15 protein-coding genes are annotated in these 24168 nt (G+C 40.4%); 13 read left to right on the top strand and 2 right to left on the bottom strand.

Features of this window, described 5'->3' with window-relative positions:
• Window positions 1–100 precede the first annotated feature (100 nt).
• Entirely contained in the window at window positions 101–1309 is a 1209-nt protein-coding gene (locus BMX21_RS08605; RefSeq protein ID WP_092043387.1) for a substrate-binding domain-containing protein, read from the top strand.
• Here BMX21_RS08605 and BMX21_RS08600 read toward each other — a convergent pair.
• Window positions 1292–3031, bottom strand: a complete 1740-nt coding sequence (locus tag BMX21_RS08600; RefSeq protein ID WP_092043385.1) for an ABC transporter substrate binding protein — start codon at window positions 3029–3031, stop codon at window positions 1292–1294. The two genes, BMX21_RS08605 and BMX21_RS08600, sit on opposite strands and share 18 nt — an antisense overlap.
• A 255-nt stretch (window positions 3032–3286) precedes the next feature.
• Between BMX21_RS08600 and BMX21_RS08595 the strand changes: the two genes are divergently transcribed.
• From BMX21_RS08595 to BMX21_RS08585, 3 genes are all read left to right on the top strand, one after another.
• Window positions 3287–5344 (top strand): M13 family metallopeptidase, encoded by a 2058-nt coding sequence (locus tag BMX21_RS08595; protein ID WP_092043383.1) that lies wholly within the window; start codon window positions 3287–3289, stop codon window positions 5342–5344.
• A gap of 120 nt (window positions 5345–5464) precedes the next feature.
• Window positions 5465–8458 carry a response regulator gene (locus tag BMX21_RS08590; RefSeq protein ID WP_143057228.1) on the top strand — a complete coding sequence of 998 codons (2994 nt, stop codon included), beginning with the start codon at window positions 5465–5467 and terminating at the stop codon, window positions 8456–8458.
• A gap of 37 nt (window positions 8459–8495) precedes the next feature.
• Window positions 8496–10889: an ATP-binding response regulator gene (locus tag BMX21_RS08585; protein WP_092043378.1), complete on the top strand. Its 2394-nt coding sequence runs from the start codon at window positions 8496–8498 to the stop codon at window positions 10887–10889.
• A 104-nt stretch (window positions 10890–10993) separates the two neighbouring features.
• On the opposite strand, the gene BMX21_RS08580 is transcribed toward BMX21_RS08585, so the two are convergent.
• Window positions 10994–12412 carry an MATE family efflux transporter gene (locus BMX21_RS08580; protein ID WP_092043375.1) on the bottom strand — a complete coding sequence of 473 codons (1419 nt, stop codon included), beginning with the start codon at window positions 12410–12412 and terminating at the stop codon, window positions 10994–10996.
• A 287-nt stretch (window positions 12413–12699) separates the two neighbouring features.
• Here BMX21_RS08580 and BMX21_RS08575 point away from each other — a divergent pair, with 287 nt between their 5' ends.
• The 9 genes from BMX21_RS08575 (at window position 12700) to BMX21_RS08535 (ending at window position 24090) form a co-directional block, all read left to right on the top strand.
• Complete coding sequence (locus BMX21_RS08575; RefSeq protein WP_022759152.1) at window positions 12700–13314, top strand: LexA family protein; 615 nt, start codon at window positions 12700–12702, stop codon at window positions 13312–13314.
• Between the two features lie 53 nt (window positions 13315–13367).
• Window positions 13368–13583 (top strand): hypothetical protein, encoded by a 216-nt coding sequence (locus BMX21_RS08570; protein ID WP_022753028.1) that lies wholly within the window; start codon window positions 13368–13370, stop codon window positions 13581–13583.
• Window positions 13584–13727: 144 nt separating this feature from the next.
• Window positions 13728–15677, top strand: a complete 1950-nt coding sequence (locus tag BMX21_RS08565; RefSeq protein WP_092043372.1) for an EAL domain-containing protein — start codon at window positions 13728–13730, stop codon at window positions 15675–15677.
• Between the two features lie 8 nt (window positions 15678–15685).
• The gene (locus BMX21_RS08560; RefSeq protein WP_092043369.1) at window positions 15686–16444 is read left to right on the top strand and encodes a prepilin peptidase; all 759 of its coding nucleotides are present in this window, start codon (window positions 15686–15688) and stop codon (window positions 16442–16444) included.
• Window positions 16445–16486: 42 nt separating this feature from the next.
• A complete protein-coding gene (gene pilM / locus BMX21_RS08555; protein ID WP_092043366.1) occupies window positions 16487–18682 on the top strand; it encodes a pilus assembly protein PilM in 2196 nt (731 codons plus the stop codon).
• A gap of 105 nt (window positions 18683–18787) precedes the next feature.
• On the top strand, window positions 18788–19540 hold the full coding sequence (locus BMX21_RS08550) for a hypothetical protein (protein ID WP_092043363.1): 753 nt from the start codon (window positions 18788–18790) through the stop codon (window positions 19538–19540).
• Window positions 19541–19649: 109 nt separating this feature from the next.
• On the top strand, window positions 19650–20978 hold the full coding sequence (locus BMX21_RS08545) for a prepilin-type N-terminal cleavage/methylation domain-containing protein (protein ID WP_177173977.1): 1329 nt from the start codon (window positions 19650–19652) through the stop codon (window positions 20976–20978).
• Window positions 20979–21081: 103 nt separating this feature from the next.
• The gene (locus BMX21_RS08540; RefSeq protein WP_092043359.1) at window positions 21082–23496 is read left to right on the top strand and encodes a hypothetical protein; all 2415 of its coding nucleotides are present in this window, start codon (window positions 21082–21084) and stop codon (window positions 23494–23496) included.
• A 45-nt stretch (window positions 23497–23541) separates the two neighbouring features.
• Window positions 23542–24090 (top strand): pilus assembly FimT family protein, encoded by a 549-nt coding sequence (locus BMX21_RS08535; RefSeq protein ID WP_092043357.1) that lies wholly within the window; start codon window positions 23542–23544, stop codon window positions 24088–24090.
• Window positions 24091–24168: the final 78 nt, after the last annotated feature.

Genomic DNA, 24168 nt, shown 5'->3' with positions numbered 1-24168 from the left:
TTATTCGCGTATTAATCCGATATCCATAGCGGTATACTTTTTCTATTGATCATAAATTGAGTGCAAGATCCAGCTTCTTTTACAGAAAGGGTGATCGTATATGGTACTTTCTAATAGGCATTATACAAGATATCTGATAGCTCCCATTACATTAAGCCTTATGGTGTCAGCGTGCTCGACTGCTTCAAAGACTTCCGCGCCGGATAATACAGCACAGTCTGATACAGACGATACAAGAATAGTCGATACCCACTCAGAAGACGGCATTGACAAGATTGGTATCAGTATGCCCACTCAGTATCTTGAGAGATGGACCCGTGATGGCAACAATCTAAAAGCATCATTTGAAGCACTTGGATATGAAGTTGATCTGCACTATGCCGGAAACCTTATAGATACTCAGATTGACGCCATCTATGAGATGATAGATGATGGTGTTGATGTGCTGGTGATAGGTGCAGTTGATGGACTGTCACTTGGTAAAGTCATGGAGAGAGCCTATGAAGCCGGGATACCGGTTGTTGCCTATGACAGACTCATATGTAACACAGAGTATGTGAGTGCTTATGTATCTTTTGACAATTATCAGGTGGGAAGACTTCAGGGAGAGTATATAAAGAATGCTCTGGAACTTGATAAAGTTACAGGCAAGATCTATAACATAGAGTTTACAGCAGGAGATTCTGTTGATAATAATGCAAGATTCTTTTTTGACGGAGCAATGGATGTCTTAAGGCCATATATAGACAAGGGGACTTTGAATGTTCCCTCAGGCCAGTGTGATTTCTATACAGTATCAACTTCTCAGTGGTCAACAGAGACTGCTAATGTCAGATTTCAGATCCTGATAGGTTCTTATTATTCCGGTGACAGAAAACTTGATGCTGTGCTGTGTTCCAATGATTCTACATCTATTGGAGTACAGGATGCGATCAGAGACAGTTATAATGGTGGCAATGATGTGGTGATAACAGGTCAGGACTGTGATGTAGAGAACCTGCGCAGACTTATGGATGGAAGACAGTCTATGGATGTTTACAAGAATCTGGCGTATGAAGCCTATGTGACTGTCATGCTCGTAGACTCTTTGTATCATGGGGAAGTGATGTCACAGTCCCTGATAGATAGCTGGAATCTTGACTATGAATGTGTCTATGATACCCAGTCATATGATAATGGCAAGATAGTAGTTCCCGCATTTCTCCTTGAACCTGTAGAGATAACAAGTGACAATATGGTGCAGGAACTGGTAGACAATTACGGAACATATGTGCTATCTGAAGACGGAAGCTTACAGGTCGCCGAATAGTTTATAATCGTTTCTTCCGTTTTCTTTTACATAATACAGAGCCCTGTCGGCCAGAGCCATGATCTGAGTAGGATCGTTGGTATCAGAAGGATACAGAGCACAGCCTATGCTAAGGGTTATTTCCAGTTTTTTCTTATTAATGACAACTGCATTACGTATTATATTTTGAATCTGCCGGCATATATTGTCGGCATTGTCTATTTCGGGACCTGTTATGAGCATCATGAATTCATCACCACCTATTCTGGCGAAGGTGATATATTTGGATGCTATACTTGAAAATCTGGTACTTATCTCCACGAGAACTTCATCACCCACAAGGTGTCCATAGGTATCATTGATGTCTTTGAAGTGATCTACGTCTATCATGGCGAGTCCGTAAGGCGTGAAAGTAGAATTGAGCTGATCGATCTTCTGATTGATATAATGACGGTTAGGTATCTGAGTCAGATAATCGTTGTTGAGCATACGTTCGTGCTGGCGGTTGGCCTTGGCCTGAATGACTATTATTATGAACAAAAGTATGATAATAAGTATTATCAGGTTCAGGATAAGAGCATTCTCCTGATAGTAGCGGATAGGATTGAATCTTTCGTTGGCAATATAGCTATCTGCCGGAAGCTGGGATGACTTGATACCGAACTCATCCATCTTGTCCTGGTAGAAGTAGCTTTCGGTTATGGTATCACTGATAAGCGCGATATTGTCAGCACTTACACCATTTAATATCTTGCCTGCCATCTTGCCTGCAACTTCTCCGGCATGTGTATACGAATACGATATACCACCTAAGATGTTGTTTGTACAATTGGCCATAGTAAGTCTTATCACAGGCACATTTGTAACATTATTATCAACAAAAGAGGAAGCTGAGTTGATAGTATACAGGTTGCCATCTCCATCCTGAGAGAATTCAAGATAGTAGATTATATTGTTATTATCAAGCTCTGACAGAGCCCTTTTTAGCCCTTTTTGCGTATAATATGAAGCATTAAGGACTCTATAGCTGATCTCGGGGTGATTTTCCGTGAACTTCAAAAATTCCACATACTCGCCGGAACTTGTATTGGATCCGTCACATAATACTACGATCTCATTTCTGTCAGGAAAAAGAGCTTTCATAAGATCATAATTGGATTCGAAATCAAGAGTCTCTGATATACCTGTAACATTGTGAAGAGCAGCAGAAGTTGTGGCATCAGAAACAGAATTGATACCCATGAATACTACAGGAACGTCTCCAAAAAGTTCGTTCCTGTAATTGATCACAAATCTAAGTGCAGTATCATCTATTACGAAAATAAGATCATAGTGTGCATCTATCTTATCAATCTTATAAGAAAGGTAGTTATAGAACTCCTGGATATCATCCGCTTCGTAGAATCTTTTGGCATCCATATTTTCATATGTGATCTCATATGAAAGATCGCCAAGTCCTGCTTCTATCCCTTGTATGTGCTGTGGAACAGTATCATAAGAATAGTTATAAGAACATATGCATAGGATGTTAAATGGAATTATAGTATCCTTTGAACCTGACGCATGGACATGAGTGAAAGAATTCGAATCATAACTGTAGGCACTTTGTGAATTGCCATCTGAATTAATATTTGCATTTGGGGTAATGATACTATTGAAAACAGGCATGATCAAAAAACATGCTATAAATATACAGCATGTTATGATTACTAACATTGAAATGCCAGATGTGTTCTTTTTCATACGTAGTGTTCCTTTTGAGTGGACTTGGTACGTCTTATATCTATATCGTCATGAATCATAAAAAAATAAGTATCGTATTAAGATATGAATATCAGGCATTTGCTGCAGCAGATATTCAAAATGATTAAAAAAGTTTAATTTTAATATACTTTTTTCTTGCAAGCCAATATATATATTGCTAAACTGTAGGAGTAGCGATTATCAATTAACATCTTATAATAGGATGTTATGACATTTTAGAAAGGACAAAGATATATGCTCAGATTATCTAAATCTAAATCACTATTATCAGTGATACTGGCAGCTTCCGTAATGATCGTGCCTCAGGCTTCGATCACAGCATTCGCTGATGAAGTTGCTACAACAAGCATTGAGACTCAGCTCGAAACTCTGTCTCAGGCTACGGGCACAAGCTACAAGGATAACTTCTATGACGTTGTTAATGCAACAACATTCGCTTCTCATGAAATCCCTGCAACAAGTGCACAGTGGTCATGGTTTGGAGAACTTTCTGATGAACAGGACGTTCAGATGGAAGAGATCTTCAATGAAATTAATTCAAAAGAAAATTATGGAAAGGGAACACCTGAGCAGAAGCTTCATGATCTGTATGAACTTTATGCTGATACAGAAGCAAGAAATGCTGATGGACTTGGAGAGTTCCAGTCATATCTGGATGCTATTGTAAATTCACAGAATCTTACAGAATATGTTACTGCTGTAATGAGCCTCTCTGTAGACTGTGGATATGGTTCAATCCTTCCTTCATTTGATGTATCACAGGACGATCTTGACTCTACACAGTATGTAGTTGTAGCTGACGCCGGCGACTCTTTAATGGGCAAGGATTACTATGAGACAGAAGGCTATGAAGCTTATATTGAACTTTATAATCAGTATCTTGGTAATCTTCTTGTTGTAAACGGATTCTCAGAAGCTGATGCTCAGAGAATGGTTGCCAATACTGATAAGGTTGCCAGAGACCTTGCTTCTGTAGAGCTTGAGAGAACTGACTACTATGATATTGAGAAGATATACAATGTATATACAGAAGCAGATATCATAGCTGCATTCCCATCTATTGATATGGCAAGCTATATGCAGGCTCTTGGATTTGCAGGTCAGGACAGATACCTTGTTCCTGATGAAGATAAGTTTGCAGAGTGCGCAAGCCTTCTTACAGAAGATAACCTTCAGGTGCTCAAGGACTATTCTGCAACTGTCCTCGTTTCTGACCTTGCTTCCATAACAACTCAGACAGCTTATGATCTTACAGTAGAGCTTAGCAACAAGCTCAACGGTATTACAGAGGCAAGACCTAACGAGTATTACTGGATGGCTCAGACTGCTGCAGCACTTGAGTGGAACTATGGACTTCTCTATACAGACAATTACTGCTCAGAAGAAGCCAAAAAAGAAGTTACAAACATGATCACAGAGATCATCGCTGAGTACAAGAACATCATTGGTGCTCAGACTTGGATGAGTGATGTTACTAAGCAGGCAGCTATTGCCAAGCTTGATACACTTCAGGTTAAAGTTGGATATCCTGATGATTTCAGCTACTACTTAAGCCTTGAAGCTCCTATCGCCGGCAAGGAAGAGGGCGGATCACTTACAGCTAACACAATCACAATGCACCAGAGATACGTAGCTTATGAGCTTTCACTTCTTGGAAAGCCAGTTGATAAGACAAAGTGGATCGCTACACCTCAGACTATCAACGCTTTCTATGATCCTGCTAACAACGGTATCACAATCCTTGCAGGTATCATGCAGGATCCTTTCTACAATCCTGACGCTTCAGAAGCAGCTAACCTTGGTGCTATCGGTGTAGTAATCGGTCACGAGATCAGCCATGCATTTGATTCATCAGGATCACAGTATGATGCTAACGGCAACTACAACCCATGGTGGACAGAAGATGAGTACATCACATATACCAATATGTGTCAGGATATCATCGACTACTATGATGTATTCCCTTCAGTAGAGACAGGTTCAACTGTTGATGGTGCTCTTACTATCACAGAGAACATCGCTGACCTTGGTGGTATGTATGCAGTAACTCAGATCATCGGTCATGACAAGGATGCCCTTCAGGAAGCATTTGTATCATATGCTAACATGTGGGCTGAGAAGATGACTTACGAATATGCAAGCATGCTCCTTATGATGGATGTACACTCACCGGGACGTGCCAGAGTTAATGCTGTATTATCCAGCATGGACGCATTCTATGAAGCTTTTGATATCCAGGAAGGCGACGGAATGTACGTAGCTCCCGAAGACCGTGTAGGTATTTGGAAATAATTTTTAATAACTGATGATTTATCAAGCAAACTGCTGTCAGGACGTAAGTTCTGGCAGCAGTTTTTTTGAGCATGTTTTATTATAAGTTTTCAAGTAAGATAAACCGATATATTGCTTGATATGATTAGTAAGACCAAATTCAGTTTTGAATCAATTATATGCTACGTCTTGCTGGTTTTAATTGCAGCTAAGCTCTTTTCAAGTGGTTTGTTTAAATCCAATGACTACATTGAAAATGAGCTTTCTTATAGTGTGCTGTCACAAGGATGGGAACAGGTACTTGCAGATGGAAGTATAGTGCCCGCAGAAGTCCCGGGCGATGCTGTGAAAGACGGAAGTAACAGATTCGAAATACAAAGCACACTCCCTGATTCTATTACAGAGCATTCCTGGCTATCTATAAGAAGCACCCGTCAGAATATCTACATCTATATAGATGGACAACTTAGAAAGTCCTATTACAGGAACTTTGAAGAGTATGGCAGGACTACTGTTCCAAGTTTCTATCTGTTCGTTCAGCTGCACAAAGATGACATAGGCAAAAACATCAGGATAGTCGGATCTTCTGCATACAGTTCTTTTGCCTATAATATCAATGAAGTAGTCATGGGCAATCAGATGGGAATCTGGTATTACTACACTATCAAGGATTATTCCGGGTTTGTACTGCCTCTTATAGTATTTTTTATAGCGATCGGAGTTCTGAGTATCCTCCTTATCGTGAGTATTTATAGTAAGACAAGTCGCAGGTTCATATTTCTGGGACTTGGCGTATTACTCTATTCTTCATGGGAAGTGTGTGATTCCCACCTAAGGCAGCTCCTGTTCTATAATATCAGCGTTGCATCCGATGCTGCCTATATGATCTTTTCACTGATCCCGATTCCTTTCTTATATAGTCTTGATATCCTTTTGCAAAAAAGGTATCACAAGTCCAATATGTTCTGCGCCTTTATGGTCGCATCATTATCGTTGGTTACAGGTTATCTTAATGATATGGGGCATGTGGCCTTTATATTCACAATGCCTTATCTTGTAGCCGGAGCAGTCTTGTCTACAATCTACATGCTCATAACTATATTTATAGATATTTTCAAAAAAAGACTTGTGGAAAATAAGATCACGATATCCGGTTATCTTGGATTTGCCTTTTCCGGTATTATTGCGGGAGTATTTTTTGCCATAAAGCCTGACACACCTGCTACTCCTATAGTTAATCTTGGCATGATCATGATCATGGTATGCGCAGTTGTTGACATGATCCATTCTTATGTAATAGACAGAAGGGACAGGATAGTCGCAGAAGAAGTATCATCAGCCAAGTCCCAGTTCATCGCCAGTATGTCCCATGAGATCAGAACTCCCATAAACTCCATCATGGGTATGGATGAGCTGATCCTGCGCGAATCAAGAGAAGAAGAGATAACAGCCTACGCCAGGAATATAAGAGATTATGGTAAGTCACTTCTTAGGCTTGTCAATGAGATCCTTGATTATTCAAGGCTTGAATCAGGTAATGTCAATCTTATAGAAGAAACCTTTGATGCAGAGATAGCTATAACATCTTTGTACAAGATATTCGAACCTATTGCTGACAAAAAAGGTCTGAAAATGGAACTTAGGGAGCACGGTATAAAGGGAAGGCTCCTTCTTGGTGACAATGAGAAGATCTGCAAAATGATAGGTGAGATCCTGACCAATGCTATAAACTACACAGATGAAGGTAAGGTTACGCTTGAGGCTTTTATAGAAGATCTGGACAAGACTGATGAGACAGGGCATGATCTTGTCATGTTCTCTATAAGAGTTACTGATACAGGCGTTGGAATAAGTGATACAGACCTTAAGAAGATCTTCGATCCTTTTGAAAACACAGGAGAGAAAGACGGTCAAAGCGGCATGTCCCTTGTTGTTGTTAATAGGATGTTAGAGGCAATGGGCAGCAGATTGAGCGTCAGGTCGAGACTTGGCAAGGGATCTGAGTTTTCTTTTGACATAATACAGAAAAAAGCTGGGGAGATAGAGATTGCAGGATGGAATACCAAGCCTATACAACCGGATCTTAGTATATTAAAAGAAAAAGGAAGATACTATTCGGAGAAACTAAACGTCCTGTGCGTAGACGATTCAACTATGAATCTGTCTGTTATAGAGGGACTTCTAAAAAGAACCGGAGCAAGTATAAAGACTGCAACATCCGGTGAAGAGGCAGTAAGCCTTGCTATATTAGAACAATATGATGTTATCTTCATGGATCATCGCATGCCAGGTATGGGCGGCGAGAAAGCCATGAATATGCTAAGAAAACACTACCAAAGGATTGACCGGAAAATAGTAATAATAGCTCTTACAGGCAATGAATTTGAAGGTGCAAGGAAAGAGTACCTGAAGATGGGATTTGATGATTATCTATCTAAGCCTGTTAAGACATTTGATCTTGAGAAGATGCTGTGGACATATTGTGAAGATATGGCCCAAAGTCCTCCTGAGGTAGTGGATGAGAGCTACCCTTATGATGATATCTTTGACAGTATCAAGGGTGTTGACGGAATTAATACTGATAATGGAATAAAATATTGCGGAAGCAAAGAGCTTTTTGTTAATGCTGTTAAGACTTTTGTAGATACTTCTGATGATAATATACAGATGCTTAATGATCTTATCAATTCTAAGGATCTTAAAAACGGTGTCATCAAAGTTCATGCTCTTAAGTCCAATGCAAGAGTCATAGGATGCGGCACCTTGTCGGAGCATGCAGCCTTTCTTGAAGAGCGCGGAGATCAGGGAGACGTGGAGACTTTCTGGAATGGTGTACCGAAGCTTCTTACAGAATATATAGAGCTTACAGACAGACTAAAAGCTATCTGTCAGGAACATGAAGTGGCGACTGATGAGGATAGTCTTATGGAGATAACTCCTGATGAACTAAAAGATGCGTATTCGGCCATAGAAGAGTGCACCATAAGCCTTGACTATGACAGCATAGAGCAGATACTTAATGAACTTGCAGGATATAAGCTTAGTGATGAAGATAAAAAGAAGATAGCTCTTATAAAGAAAGGACTTGCAGCAGTTGATAATGACAGAATAATCAAGGCGATCAAGGCGGAATGATCTGAATAAAGATCTGAATAGGATATGAGGTTTTCGGATGATTACTGATATCAAGAAGACTCCAAAACTGAATTTATATCAGATATTGATGATAGGATGCGTTGTTGCTGTCGTATCTGTAGTTGTCATGCTGTTTGCACGCCAGAGTATAAGGTTCAATGACTTTGGCGACAATGAGTACGAGTTTGTACGCTATAACACCGGATGGAAGCAAGTACAGGATGGTAGCTTGTCAGATATACAAGAGCTGCCGGCCAAATTCTCAACTCCTGATGGAAGGGTTGTGATAGTCAACAGACTTCCGGATACGATAGAAGAGGGAAAATGGCTTGCTGTAACAGGTTATATATCTATCGTAAAGATATACATAGAAGACGAATTAAGAACGGAATACTCGCTTAAACCCGGAGATACCGGTATTGGGGCAAGAACAAGTCCCACAGCACATGTTTTTGCCAAATTATATAAAAAAGATGCCGGTAAAACTGTAACTATCGAATTCGAATCAGAGTCCATGTTCAAAGGCTGGGTTGGAGAAGTAATACTAGGCTCTCAGGGCGGAATATGGGGATATTATGCCAAAAATTCAATGATGTCATCCATGATAACTCTGGTTTTGGGATCGATATCAATAATAACTATACTTATTTCATCATATTTTGCCTTTGTTACAAAAAGACCGTCTGCGGTTCTGTACCTAGCAATGGGGATCTTTTGTGTATGTATGTGGAGACTTGGCTCAACACCATCAAGCAATACCTTTATGCAGTATGAATCTGCTGATTATGCCAAAATGTTTGAAACATCATGCCAGATACTTGTAGTTCTTCCGGTACCATTTCTTCTTTTTGCTGACTGTCTTCATGCCGGTAGATACACAAGATTCTATAAGATAATGGAGGATATGTGCTTCGTATATGCTGTTACGGTGTCATTTCTTCATTACACGGGGGTAGTATATTTTGCCGGGACACTTACTTACACCTTTATAGTGATATTGATGTCACTTTCAAGCGTTCTTTTTATCACGATCATAGATATAGTAAGTGGCAGGATCAAAGAGCATAAGGCGGTTATCATAGGACTTATCATCTTCATGATAATGATGGTAATAGAGCTTATAAGAGAGTTCAATGATATAGCTGCAACATCCTCCCTTGTATACGTATTGGGACTTATGCTCCTGCTTATCTCTGTAGTGGTTGAAGCTGCTGTCAGTATGATAAGAGTCCATAGCCAGAAGATAATAGCAGAAGCATCCGGTGAGAGAAAGTCTGAGTTTTTGTCTTTGATGTCACATAGGATCAGGACTCCTATCAATACCATATCCGGAATGGCAGAACTTATTGAAAGAGAGACTAAGAGCCCCGATATCAAAGCCTATGCAAGCAGTATAAGGAATGCTGTACGTATGCTCATGTCACTTATCAACGACATGCTGGATGTGGATAGATCTGCCAAGTCCAAAGTTGAACTTGAGGTAGATGAATATAATCTTGCCCCGCTTCTTGTAGACTGTGTAAGTCTTCTGATATCAAGAGCAAGACAGGATGGACTTGATTTTGAGAATAAGGTTAGTAAAGACCTTCCATCAATCCTGTATGGTGATTCTGTAAGGATCATGCAGATAATAACCAATGTCCTTACCAATGCTGTCAAGTACACTAACAGAGGTACCATTACCTTTGTGGCAGAAAAAAGATATATAGACGGCAAGTTCAATCTATGCATAATAGTCAAGGATACAGGAATTGGCATCAAACCAGAGGATATAGGAGAGATATTCAACAGTTATAACAGGGCCGACGAAAAAGAAAATCGTCATATAGAAGGAACAGGTCTTGGATTATCTATTACAAAGAAACTTGTGGATGCCATGGGTGGTCAGATAAGCGTAGAAAGCGTCTATGGTGAAGGGTCTACCTTTACAATATTATTGCCACAAGTAGTAATATCTGATGAACCGATAGGCGATCTTGAAGAAGCTATAAGAAAGTATACAGTAAATAATGCGACATACAAAGAACTTTTCAAGGCTCCGACTGCCAATGTTCTGGTTGTTGATGACAACAGGATGAATATTGAAGTGTTCGTAGGACTTCTTAAAAGGACTGAGATCAAGATAGATAGTGCAGGAGGCGGAACGGAAGCTATAGAGAAAGCCAAGAAGAAAAAATATGACATTATATTCATGGATCATATGATGCCGGAACCTGATGGTATACAGACGCTTCACCTTCTAAAGAATGACTATATGGCTCTTAGCTATGCAACCCCTGTTGTAGCTCTTACTGCCAATGCCACGCCAGGAGCCGAGAAGATGTATCTCAAGGAAGGATTCGTATCATATATGTCCAAACCTGTGGATTCTGAGGAACTTGAAAAGCTGCTGCTAAAGCTGCTACCGGAAGAGAAGATCGAACGTGGGTAGTGACCAAAGAAAAAGCCACCCAGCTCTCGGGCACCCGAGAGCTGAGTGGCTTTTTTCTTCGCCTGCCCGAGAGCTGGGACTTGTTTGGGGGCTACCGCCCGAAGCTAGTTCCCTGCGTATTTAGTAAGGTCGTGTATCCACTTACCCCTCATTACGATTATGAAACCAATTACAGATTTAAGCAGGTCCATAGACTGAACAGTTAGGAACATCCATATGATAGGCATGTTCGTATAGCGGGATAGTACAAATGCAACAGGAAAAGATACTACCCAGCAAAAGCAACTGTCGAAGAGGAATGTGATAAAAGTCTTGCCGCCGGATCTGATGGTGAAGTATGCGGAGTTTGTAAATGCATACAAAGGCATACATACTGCGTTGACACGTAGTAGGCCCAAAGCTATGTGCTTGATATTATCTGTAGTGTTATATAGATCCGGGAATACAGGAGCTATTATAAATAACATCAAACCGGATATAGAGCTTAGTATCACAGAGAAGGTCGTAAGTCTTAGTGCATACAGCTTGGCGCCATCCAGTCTTCCTGCACCAAGTTCCTGACCAAGGAGTATGGATGTGGCACTTCCCATTGCTATAAATACTATATTGAATACATTGGCAAGAGAGTTGGATATGTTAAAAGCAGCTACTGCATTAAGTCCTCTTACAGAGTAGCACTGAACGAGCATAGTGGTTCCTATAGACCAGAGTGCTTCATTGGCAAGGAGCGGAGCACCTTTGATTATGAACTTAAATACAAGATCAGAAGGAATATACATACTGCTATAGCATCTTCTGATATAGGGGTTCTTATCAGGATTGTTATGTGTCCAAGAGACAACTATGAACATCTCTATAAATCTTGATATCACTGTAGCAAGAGCAGCACCTGTAACTCCAAGAGCAGGTGCACCAAACTTACCATAAATAAGGATATAGTTACCAATAAGGTTTACAAATACTGCTATGATTCCCGCACTCATGGGTACAAGAGTCTGGCCTGTCTCACGAAGAGTAGAGGCATAGACATTGGTGATAGCCATAGGAAGAAGTCCTGCGTACATTACGAGAAGGTAAGAGATGGCATGTTGCAATGTAAGCTCCAGATCTCCTGTGTCACCGCCTTCATGAAGGAACATTCCGATAAGGGATGTTCTGAATATATACAGAACCAGTACGCCTATTATAGTGATCATGAATGCAAGAATCATCTTAGCACGCATAGTGTACTGCATTCCTTTAAGGTCTTTCTTGCCCCAGAACTGGGCACTGAATATGCCGATTCCGGCAAGTCCTCCAAATATGCACAGATAGAATACAAACAGTAGCTGGTTGACGATTGAAACACCGGACATGGCTTCTGTACTGAGCTGACCTACCATGAGATTGTCCAGCATACCAACAAGATTGGTTATGCCGTTCTGGATCATGATAGGAACAGCAACGGCCAGAACATGGCCATAGAAAGGGCGTGGTGCGATTAGGGATTTTGAATTGTCTTTGTTTGAATAGGTATTAGCCATACAATTATTCTTCCTTGTAATGATTATTTTTAGATAGATGTTTTTGCTTTTGTCTTATATCAAAGAGTATATAAGTGCTGCCTATGATCTGTTCCAATAGGACCAGCCGTTTATAGGTTGCAGCTATCAGTGAATATAGCATAGACCATTATACGTTGTGCGTGATTTAATCGCAACAGTAAAAGAAGATATTGACTTTATATACAAGTATGGTATTATATTTCTATCAGCAACGGGTCGTTGCAGATAGAAAAAGTGTTGCAGTTAACAAAAGGCGGGAGCATTATATGAGATCAAAAAGCCCTGAACTTAAGGAGAAGATTAAGGACTTCATCATACAATTTCATAAAGAGAATATGCGTGATCCCTCTACTGCAGAGATTGGAAGAGGCCTTTCGATAGATAAGAGTACAGCATACAGATATCTTGTGGCTATGAACAAAGAGGGAATGCTCGACTATAGTGAGGGGCGCATCAGTACAGATTCTACTATGAAGATGGATGAGAACATGACCTCAGCTCCTCTTATGCAGGATGGCATCACTTGCGGCGCTCCGGAGACTGAGAGCAGTGATATAGATAGTTATGTACAGCTTCCTACAGCACTTTTTGGAAGCGGAGAGCTTTTTATACTTCATGCAGTCGGAGATTCTATGATAGATGCAGGCATTGATTCGGGAGATCTTCTTGTAATCAGGAAGGCATCGACTGCAAGACAGGGAGATATAGTAGTAGCACTAAACGAGGATGGAGAGAATACACTTAAGAGACTTAAGTATGATGCGGATCTTAAGAGGCTGGTGCTTCATCCTGAAAATGTTCAAAGAGGATATGACGACATACGACCGGATAAGATCATCATTCAAGGTGTCCTTTCTTCAGTGATCAAGAGATTTGCTTAAAGTATCAGTATCATAGGTATTGGTGTTCTCATAAGAAAGAGGGGTAATAGATTATGAGAAATATTTATGTATCCAGAAGAGTATACAACCTTGTAATGCGTATCATCATGATCCTTACGATCACACTTCTTATCTTTACAATACGTAATCTGTTCGTAGCATCTGCCGGTATAAGGCATATCAATGCAGGAATCGAGACTTGCAGAGACAGTATGAATGATTATTATGCTAATCAAGGGATATTGCTGGCAGAGGATGTAGAATATTGATCCGGTTCAACATTATTAAAGTGCGGATATACCATAAACAGACCTTTTAGTTATTTGCCATAAAGCTATTCTTTTTATCACAGTTTTAGCCGATATATTTACGTAAGATATGATAATAAGTTGATGCTTTTATGAGGTGAGCATATGCTATCTGCACTTATCGGGAATTTGGCATATAACGTAGATGTTGAAATAGCATTTTTTATAGTTTCATTTATTTTTTTTATAATGATGATCGGAACTAAGCCACGTAGGACTTCCAGCTATGTTTATGATTTTTTCGGAATGTTCTTCTGTATAGTGGCTCCCTTTCTTATGGTTCTGATCGTATATATGGCTTCTCATATCGAAATATATGGAATCGTAATGCTTCAATGTGTTATGATTGCATATATCTTTGTGTATTCTTTCATATTATTCAATTTGTCTATGTATCTGTGTACACTTCCCTATAGGAACAGGAGCAAGGAAGGAAACTACAGGATATTGTGCTTCTGCTTTGTATTCTTCATGGTTTTCTATTGCATGGTGGCTATCTTCAAAGGCACTATGTTTTCATACTATGGAGGAGAGGTTGCAGATATCTCATTTTTTGTCATCAAGATGGTCAACTGCGGTATGGTCAGCAGTACTGCTTCTATGATCTTTGCACTTACTGTTACCAAGGATATGCCCAAGGTTGTAAGGACTATCATATTTGCAGTATATCCAATTAATGTTCTGCTGCTTCTGGTACAAAGGTCCAATACAGATGACATCATAATCGCGATGACTTATGTTGTTCCGATGTGTATATTCTATATATTATTCCATTCCAATCCATATGATGAGATTCTGGGGCTTCAGAATACGTACTCACTTGAAAGTCGTTTCGAAGACGATATCTTATTAAAAAAGCCATTTTACATCGGTTATCTTATCATTCCATCTTTTAACAGATCGGATATATCCGGCCCGTCTTCCAAGATGGGGATAGGCTATGAAGAAATCATAGATTATTGCAGGATGGCAGAATCCAAATATCCAAACCTGCATATATACAAGCAAAGCGCCGGAACCTACACCTTCATATATGAAGCCATGCAAAGTGATGAGCATGACAAGATACTTGACTCACTTGCAGATCTTGCAGAAAAAAGGCTTAGTGAGATAGATGAACTTGCAAGGATCATAATGGTAGTGCTTCCTTGCTTTGAACAGATCAGATCTATAGCAATGGCCAGAGAGATGGTCAATCAGATTATAAGAAATAAGCTTAATCCTCTTGAGAATTTTAGATATGTAGCGACCAAAGAAGATAACGAGAAGTTCCAGGAGAGATACAGAATAGAACAGGAGCTCATGGACATAAGATTTAAAAGGGATATGGAGGATGCAAGGGTTGTATGCTACGCACAGCCTATATATGAGGTAGAATCAGAATCCTTCAGAACTGCGGAAGCTCTTATGCGACTTGAGCTTGATGGTCAGATAGTAAGTCCGGGGCTCTTCATACCGATCGCAGAAGAGACAGACTGCATACATGTTCTGACTCTTATAATGCTCAGTAAGGTTTGCAAGGAACTCAAAGAATTGGAAAAAGAGTATGAATTCCAATGCATCAGTATCAACTGCTCTGCATCAGAGTTCACGCTTCCGGGACTTGCAGATGAGATCCTGGATATCCTTCAGCGATATGATGTTGATCCCCAAAAGATCAGACTTGAGCTTACAGAGAGTGCAGTTGCAGATGACAGCAACAAACTTAGGAACAACATGTATCTGTTAAGGGAAAAGGGCGTATCTTTCTATCTTGATGACTTTGGAACAGGATATTCGGCTATGGCAAGAGTCATAGACCTTCCGTTCAGGATCATTAAGTTCGATAAAACCCTTTTGTATCAGTCAATAGATGATGAGCGTATGGACGGCATTGTCTCAAATATGATAGAAACCTTGAAAAGCAGCGGAATCAATACCCTCGTAGAAGGCGTAGAGTCCGATGCTCACAAGGATTATAGTATCACTCATGGCTTTGACTATATTCAGGGATTCCATTATGCAAAGCCTGTACCTATCAGCGATCTTAGAAAATACTTTTCCAAGAAAAAGTGAGGACTAATATGCAGGGGATGCTAGTGATATTCTACTTAATACTATTTGTATATGGCATTGTCATAGGTAGCTTTGTAAATGTTCTGATATACAGGCTTCCTAAACACGAAGATTTCGTGAAGATACGTTCGCACTGCATGAGTTGCGGATACCAGCTTAGATGGTTTGATCTGATACCTATCGTATCATGGGTCATCTACAGAGGCAGATGCAGAAATTGTGGTCAGAAGATCTCAGCCCAATACCCACTTATAGAGGCTCTTAATGGAGTGGTATATGTGCTGGTTGGAATTGTATATGGAATAAGTGTAGATACAGTACTGATTTGTCTTGCAGCGTCCTTACTTATCGCAATATCAGTTATAGATTATCGCACAATGGTAATTCCACCTGGCTTGAATTATACTATATGTATACTTGGAATTATTAGGATGGCGGTAGATTACAAAAATTTTGCAAGTTATCTGATTGGGTTTGTATCCGTAGCCCTTTTCCTGTTTATCTTGTATACGATATCAAAAGGGCGATGGATTGGAGGCGGAGACATAAAGCTTATGGCAGCAACGGGGCTGCTTGTAGGGTGGAAGCTTAATATTCTTGCTTTTTTCCTAGGATGTATATATGGAAGTGTCATACACATAATCCGTATGAGGGTAAGTCATAAAGGACATGTTCTGGCGCTTGGACCGTATCTGGCAGGAGGCGTCATGACTGCGATACTTGTTGGAGATAGAATTATCAGTTGGTACTTTGGTAAGATCATGTAACTGTCACAGGTAGTAAACATATTATTCCGGAGGACAAAAAGGATGGCAAAAGTCCTAAGTATCGAGATCGGATCTACATTAACAGAAATTGTTGAGATGGATTATAAGGTCAGAAATCCCAGAATCTACAAAAGCCTTATGTTGTCTACTCCCGAAGGAGTCATGGATGATGGAATGCTCTACGGCTTTGAGAACTATGCTCAGGCTCTTAGTAAGATGCTCAAAGCTAAGGGGTTTAAGGCTAAAAGAGCTATCTTCTCTGTATCTTCAAACAGGATAGCCAGCAGAGAAGTGGAGATTCCTTTCCTTAAAGAAAATCAGATAAGGGATTTCGTATTGGCCAATGCCTCGGATTATTTTCCTGTAAACATTGCAGATTATAGCATCTCTTATACTGTTCTGGAGAAGCTTCAAAATGAAGAGGGAGCTAAGGCGCTTAGGGTCAATGCGCTTGCTATGCCTTCTGAAATGCTGGAAAGCTATAAGGAATTTGCAAAGGCAGCAGGACTTGAGCTGGAAGCGATTGACTATGATGGCAACTCACTGTATCAGGCTGTCAAAAAAGAATGCAGTGTCGGTAGCCAGATAGTTATCAAGATAGATGAGAAGAACTCTATAGTTACTGTTATGAAGGACGGAGTACAGAGCCTTACAAGAACTGTTCCTTACGGAATCGAAGAAGCTGTAGATACTATCATCTATAGCCATATCTATTCTGACAACACAACATACTCTGAAGCGATAGGCTTTCTTAGAGGTATGAAGTGTGTGAATCCTTCTTTTGACATGGAAGCATATAGGCAGGCCAAGGCGCAGGAGAGGATGAGATTATTAGAACAGGCCCAAGCCGCAGAAGAAGGTGAAAGCGGTGATGGCGAAGCGGTAGATAATCCTGATGGTGCAGGAACCGGAACTGATGTTGGAACAGGTGATTATTTTGGCTTTGGATCATCTGATGAACAAAAGGGAGTTGACGATGGTACTACCGGCTCTGATGTAAGTGCTTCAGGTGATTTTGGATCTCAGCAATCATTGACCCAATCTGCAGGAGAAAGTACTGCTTCAATGCAGCAGGAAGCTGCTGTTTTACCGCTTGAAGAAGAGGAGGAAGAGCTTTCACCCCAGATGAAAGAGCTCAGAGAGAATGTAACATTCTCTTTTGAAAATCTTGTAAGCGGTCTTTCTACTGTTCTGGATCTGTACTATTCGAGAACCAAAGGCCAGAAGGTAGACAGAGTGGTGATAACCGGTATAGGCGGAACTATCCAGGGAATAGATGATCTTATCGCCAATACTCTCGATGTGCCAGCTAAGCAGATAGAAACACTTGAAGGCGTGCAGCTTGGCAAGGTATTTAAAAACGGCGTATTTGGTGAATACATAGGATGTATAGGCGCTACTATAAGCCCTGTAAATTTCCTTATTACGGAGAAAAAAGCAAAATCCTCCGGAACAGATATAGTAGCTATAGGAAGACTGGTCCTGATAGGATGTGTAGGCTTATCCGCAGTACTTCTGGCTGTATCGCTTCCGCCTTATATCAGTGCCACTAATACCAATAAGTCGCTTCGAAGTCAGCTTCAGTCGGTAGTGTCCATCATACCTATATACCAGAAATATACATTGTCCAAACAGGCTTATGAATATGTAAATGAAGCTTATAAATTAAAAGATGAGCCGACAGCTCATATAGTCGAATTCCTCGAAGAGATGGAAGAGAAGATGCCTGCAGATATTCTGGTACAAAATATCAGCAGCGATAATACTAGCGTATCCATCACTATGACAGTTGGCACCAAGGAAGAAGCAGCAGACGTATACGAGCAGCTGTGTATGTTTGAATCAGTAGATAGCGTAGTCATAGACAGGATCTCAGATGATACCTCTGATGAAGGCCAAGGATACGTCACATTTACAGCCGTCTGCTTATATGCTGAAAGAAGTGAAGAAGATACATTAGATGCCGCAGAAACTCAAAACGATACAGAAGACATCATACCGGAAGGCAATGAATCAGATGATGCCGGTCAGGAATCTACAGGAGATGATAGCAGTGCTGCTTCAAGCGGGTCAACAGGTGATGCAGATGTATCAGGCGCAGGTACAACAGGTGATGAGAGCCCGGACGTATCCGGCGAAGAAGAAACAGACAGTGAAAACGGAGCATCAGAAGATGGAAATACAGATGATGGAAGTACAGAAGATGCAGGAAGTAATAGTAGCGAGGCTGTAGGCTGATATCCTGCGATCACGTAATCTGATCTGGTGATGAAGTAGTTTCGTTATAGTAAATGGTTTATTTCAAAGCTTATTTTGGCTATAGACAGAGATTCGGAGGTTATTATGGCATTAACAATCACTGAGAGAGATAAAGCTCTTCTTATGATATTCGGAGGCGTTGTGATCGCAGGTCTTACCTACTATTATGGCTACTATGGCCTTAATGAGAAGACCAAAGTCATAGAAGATGAGAATGTGACACTAAGCAATCAGGTTCAGCTTCTGACTACGGTTTCTGCCAATAAGGACACCTATGTCAATGATACAGACCGGTATATCCTGAATACCAACAAGATAATGGCAGGATATCCGTCTCTTGTGACTACTGCTGATAAGATCATGTATACAGAGCTTCTGACCAATATCCTTGTTCCCACCTATACCTATGAGGCAGTTTTGAATGAGCCTGTAGCTATGGATATCATGGTTCCGAAGAGAGAAGATCAGCTCTCAGGTGCAGGAGCAGATGTTACAGGGCTTATAGCAAGTAATCAGTACGAATCAGACGGGACCATACCTGATGTTACCGGTCTTATGTTCTATGATTCTGTAGAAGTCATGACCTTTGATACAACATATAACGGACTTAAGCAGATCATCTTGAATGTGGTCAATAATGAAGACTTTAAAAATGTGACAGAGCTTAATGCAAGCTACGATTCATCAACAGGACGTCTCTCAGGAGATATGACTATAGATTATTACTATCTTGAAGGTACTGACAAAGAGTACACCTTCCCAAGTCCCGGACTTATCAATCATGGTACAGACAATATATTTGGAGATGTGACAGATATTCAGAGCAGCGGACAATGAGCCTTTGCTTATGCTTATAAAAATAATATGACACTCATGATATAGGCAGTTATAAGAGAACTTAGTAAAGGAACTTATACTGATCATGGTCGAAGATAAAAGAACTGACATGAGGTTAAAAGATGACAATAGCGGCTTTTCTCTAATAGAAGTCATCATAGCAGTCATCATAGTTGCGATTCTGGTAGTTCCTCTTATGAGGGGCTTTGTAGTCACGCAGAAGCTTAGTAAAAGAGCCGGAGAACTTGAAGAGTACGAAACACTGTCACAGACCATATTCGAAGGAAGCTGGAATTTTACAATAGAAGATATCGCGCTTATGTTCAATGAGGATGCGCCATCACCTTTTATTATCCCAAATTCCCAGTATTCCAGGTTCAGACCTCTTGGAAACTACTACGCCGAAGATGGAAGCTTTATAGGTTCGGACAATAACATATATGAGTTCGCCATCAATGATCTTATGGTATCTTCCGGCAGTGACAAAAAGTACGATGTCATTGTGAAGTACGATGCCAGTCACTATATGGGCGATGAATCTTCTTCTGCAGCAAGAGACTCATCAGCTTATAATTACAACGCCTTTGAATATAGTACTGCTGCTGTCTATGATGAGAACTTCGACTATATGTTTCTTATGAATGAAGAAGATGATGAGGATGCATATGAAGCTATAAGGGTCCTTTTAGATGACAGCACTATTTCAGATGAAGAGCTCAAGAAAAATGTCAGAAGAGAGATAACTATAACAATTGATGATAACTCATCATCCGGAAGTTCTACAGTTACCGCCAATATTAAGTACTACTATCCTGGGGATGCTACGCAGCCATCTTCCGTACTGACATATGCCGGTGGCACCTATCGTCAGAACGCTAAGAATCCTGAAGTTCCGTACCCGAGGAATGTCTTTATATGTTATTATCCTGACTATTATTCTGATTATTCTGCAAGAAATCTGTTGGATTATATCGTTGTTAATAACGAGACAAGTCAGAAACTTTCTCTTGTTGTAGCTATGCAGGAAAAAAATGTTCAAGATGGAAGCGCTAGTACAGCTATAGGTGCGGACAATTACTGGATGCACCTTATTGTCAATGATCCAAACTGCAAGTCCCCGTCAGAAAGTTCCCCTAATGTAACACTCAGAACCAATCTTGGATACAATATCGTGAAGCTATCGCAAAGAAGTAAAGACACCAATCAGGCCTTTCTTGAATATTATTACAATTCAGGCTCCATGAATCTTAACTGCTGGCTGGACGATATGAACCTTATGGAGGTTCTGCCTCTTGATGGAGGCCAGGCTATAGGCAATGTTGTCTATGATACTACAGTTGAGTTCTACGAAGACGGCGAGTATGAGAAGTTTACTGAGAATTACAGCCGATCGGTTACACCTGTTGTAGTCATGACAAGTGATGAAGAAGAAAGCTAAGATTATATATGTGTTTAATCAAACTATATGGTGGCAAAAGATACTTTTGACAACTTCTACATATGATCAAAGACGAACATATTAGCATAGATGGGTACAAGATATGAAAGACAGATTCTCATTACATAAATATAATAGTCGTATTCTTTCTTCACTTCAAAAAGTTAAGGATGATGATCGTGGTATGTCCATGGTAATGGCGATAGTAGTTCTTTCATTTGTAGGACTGCTGCTGTCTATTATCATGTATATGTCCTTGTATAACTTTGAGATGAAAAGTCAGCAGTTCAAGATTCAGGAGAACTACTATTCTGCAGAAGTAGCCATGGATGAGATTGCTGCAGGCCTTCAGAAGGAAGCTTCGATCTGCTTCTCCGATGCATATATATCAATAATGCAGAATTATTCGGAATCGTTAACAGACAAAGAGAAGGAAGAATCTTCAAAACTTGTATGGCAAAAATATAAGACAAGCCTTATGTCAAGTCTCTCTACCAAGGATTTCACCGAATTTGTTACAAGAAGTAAAGCTTTAGAGCCAGAGCCGCCATATGTACAGGTTACAAGCTCCTCTGATATTACTGAATTTGAGGATTTTATCAGAATATCAGGTGTTAAGGTTACCTATACTGATGAGACAGGTGACGTATCTATAATCGAGACTGATATTAATATAAAGTGTCCGGATCTTGGCTTTAATACTAAGTTCTCACTTCCTATAGTGGTAGGATATGCGCTTGTTGCGGACAATTCTATCGAGGTTACAAGCGGAACTACCAAGATATCAGGAGTCAGCGTCTATGCAGGAAGACATGATACAGGAGCTGCTGCTAGTCAGGCTGGTGATGACTATTCTATCAAAATAGATAGCGGAGCAGGACTAGAGATAGTTAACTGTCCATATATCGTTGCAGGAGGAGACAGAAAAGCGGATGCTGCAGATCCCTATAATACAGTAGGCGGCACTATCGTGACTATAGGAAACGGCTTCTTCCATGTAGATCATGAGGATAATAGCACATCTTCAAGTGGCGTTCCTTCTAATGTATGGGCCAGAAATATTAAAGTTGGTGACAGGGATGAAAAGGCATTTCCTGCCAGCAATGGGGCCTATAATCTAGAACTTCTTGGCAATACTTATGTCAAGGATGATCTTACTATAGGAGGTCGAAAGACTTCTGTGAAACTTGCAGGCAGCTACTATGGTTATGGCCATAGTCAGGATATCGACTCTTCACGTAGTAGTTCCATTATCTTCAATGGAACCGGGGTGAGCGCCGATTTTTCCAAGCTTGATAGTTTTGAACTTCTTGGAAATGCATACATCGGTATATCCTATCTTGATGACAAAAAAGACAATCTCCCTATGGGAGAATCCATGACTTCCAAGGCAGGGCAGATCGCTTATCTGGTTCCTTATGAATGTGTGGGCTGGTACTCCTATGTAGATGGTGGGGCGACTTACTATTCACCTGTCCTTCAAAGAAATCCGCTGCCTTATGCTGATTATTATGAATACTATACAGATTACAGCGCAGCTACAGGCAAAACTATGCTTCCTGTATATTACGGCGCTACAGTTAGAAGCCTTGGATCGTCTTTGATGGACGAATCTTCATATGGACTAAATGACAAGGCATACTCTACTGTCATCAATCAGGACGGATGGATGTATTTCTATATGGATTTTGGTAAGTCAACTGCAACTGACCCTATGAAGGCAGCAGGAGATTTCTTCAAAGCATATTATGAAGCTAACCCCCAGAAGATGAACAGGTATCTAAGTGCGTATGTGTCTGATTTTAAGTTCCCGACAGGGTCAGATTTTATAAGGCTCAATCTCGCTGGCAATATCCTGATACCTCAGATGGATAGCGCCGGAGGTGTGATAAAAGATGAAAACGGCTATGTATCCTGGCAGATGGTTGATGATTCATATGCTACTTCCGGTCAGTACAGCAGTATCGATACAGACATAGAATCAGAGATATATGAGAAGTCTTATTATACCCTGTGTACCAATCTATCGGTCAATTATGAAGGTCTTACCGGAGATGAGAAGGACAGCGTATATCAGAATCTTATAAGTCAGAAGAATATTGAGAAGTTAAGATCAAGTACCAGTAAAAGCGGTAACTATGTTGTCTTTAAAGATGAGGCTGGCAAGGACAGAGTCAGAGTATATTACGGAGACTGCAATTATAGTTCCGATGTTGACGGACTCAACATGATAATCACTGTAGGCGGAGATGTGAATATCAGTACCAGTTTTACAGGTACCATCATCTGCGATGGCAAGATCACTATGACAGGTGTAAGTGAGATAAAAAATGATCCGGACGCTCTTAGCAGCGTATTTACATTACAAGATGAGTCAACAGGTCTGTGCGTTGCTAACCTTTTTACCTCCGGAGAAGATTTCTCTCTTTTGGAAAAATCAGACAATGCAGATGCTATGGGCGATGCGACCTTCAATACAGCGGATCTTATCACTTATAGCGGATGGAAGAAGTACTAAAACTTTGGTAAGTGTCTGTCAAATGATTGTAATTGGTGACGAGAAATGCATAAGAATCCTTATATTAAAAATAAGAATAAATGCATAAATGATAAAGGCGTATCCCTGGTAGAGCTGATAATTATCATTGCTATTATGGCTGTCCTATCTACAGGCCTTATATCCATGATCAGCATCCTGAACGGCCGGGCAGCAAGAGAGTGTGCGCAGGATACCCTTTCGGCTCTGTCCAAGGTCAGAGTATTAACACTTAGTAAGTCTGCCGGTGCACCGCCATCCGGAAAGGCATCTGATGCAGATGTATATCTTGAGATAAAACCTGACGGCGGTGGCCGCATATTGATAATGCAGGTCAAAGGAGATATTGTAGTCGACCAGATAAGTGTAGGCGCGGCCAATGTAGATATCATAGCAGAAATAAACAAAAAAGAAGTGAACCTTACAGGAACTGACATAAAAATAGCTTATGACAGAGCCACAGGAGCTTTCCTTAAGTATTCAGATGAAGGCTACATAACTAAACTAACATTCGAACAGGGCAAGAGCTATACCATCAACATGACTCCTGCTACAGGTAAGGCTACGATGGAATAGTGATAGAGGTATACAAAGAATATATATAAAAGCAGCTTATAAATGATTCGCAATAATAAGCAGGTGAGCATAGTCATT

The organism is Butyrivibrio sp. TB (genome assembly GCF_900110805.1).
GTDB classification, from domain to species: Bacteria; Bacillota; Clostridia; order Lachnospirales; family Lachnospiraceae; genus Butyrivibrio; species Butyrivibrio fibrisolvens_C.
The sequence above is the reverse complement of the archived record's forward strand: the minus strand, read 5'-3'. Positions and strand labels throughout refer to the sequence as shown.

Bases quoted from the DNA above. Each gene is read 5' to 3' on its own strand.
- BMX21_RS08570 (WP_022753028.1), top strand. From the start codon at position 13,368: ATGAGAAATATTTATGTATCCAGAAGAGTATACAACCTTGTAATGCGT.
- BMX21_RS08575 (WP_022759152.1), top strand. From the start codon at position 12,700: ATGAGATCAAAAAGCCCTGAACTTAAGGAGAAGATTAAGGACTTCATC.
- pilM (WP_092043366.1), top strand. From the start codon at position 16,487: ATGGCAAAAGTCCTAAGTATCGAGATCGGATCTACATTAACAGAAATT.
- BMX21_RS08600 (WP_092043385.1), bottom strand. From the start codon at position 3,031: ATGAAAAAGAACACATCTGGCATTTCAATGTTAGTAATCATAACATGC.
- BMX21_RS08535 (WP_092043357.1), top strand. From the start codon at position 23,542: ATGCATAAGAATCCTTATATTAAAAATAAGAATAAATGCATAAATGAT.
- BMX21_RS08560 (WP_092043369.1), top strand. From the start codon at position 15,686: ATGCAGGGGATGCTAGTGATATTCTACTTAATACTATTTGTATATGGC.
- BMX21_RS08595 (WP_092043383.1), top strand. From the start codon at position 3,287: ATGCTCAGATTATCTAAATCTAAATCACTATTATCAGTGATACTGGCA.
- BMX21_RS08540 (WP_092043359.1), top strand. From the start codon at position 21,082: ATGAAAGACAGATTCTCATTACATAAATATAATAGTCGTATTCTTTCT.
- BMX21_RS08585 (WP_092043378.1), top strand. From the start codon at position 8,496: ATGATTACTGATATCAAGAAGACTCCAAAACTGAATTTATATCAGATA.
- BMX21_RS08550 (WP_092043363.1), top strand. From the start codon at position 18,788: ATGGCATTAACAATCACTGAGAGAGATAAAGCTCTTCTTATGATATTC.
- BMX21_RS08590 (WP_143057228.1), top strand. From the start codon at position 5,465: ATGATTAGTAAGACCAAATTCAGTTTTGAATCAATTATATGCTACGTC.
- BMX21_RS08580 (WP_092043375.1), bottom strand. From the start codon at position 12,412: ATGGCTAATACCTATTCAAACAAAGACAATTCAAAATCCCTAATCGCA.
- BMX21_RS08605 (WP_092043387.1), top strand. From the start codon at position 101: ATGGTACTTTCTAATAGGCATTATACAAGATATCTGATAGCTCCCATT.
- BMX21_RS08545 (WP_177173977.1), top strand. From the start codon at position 19,650: ATGAGGTTAAAAGATGACAATAGCGGCTTTTCTCTAATAGAAGTCATC.
- BMX21_RS08565 (WP_092043372.1), top strand. From the start codon at position 13,728: ATGCTATCTGCACTTATCGGGAATTTGGCATATAACGTAGATGTTGAA.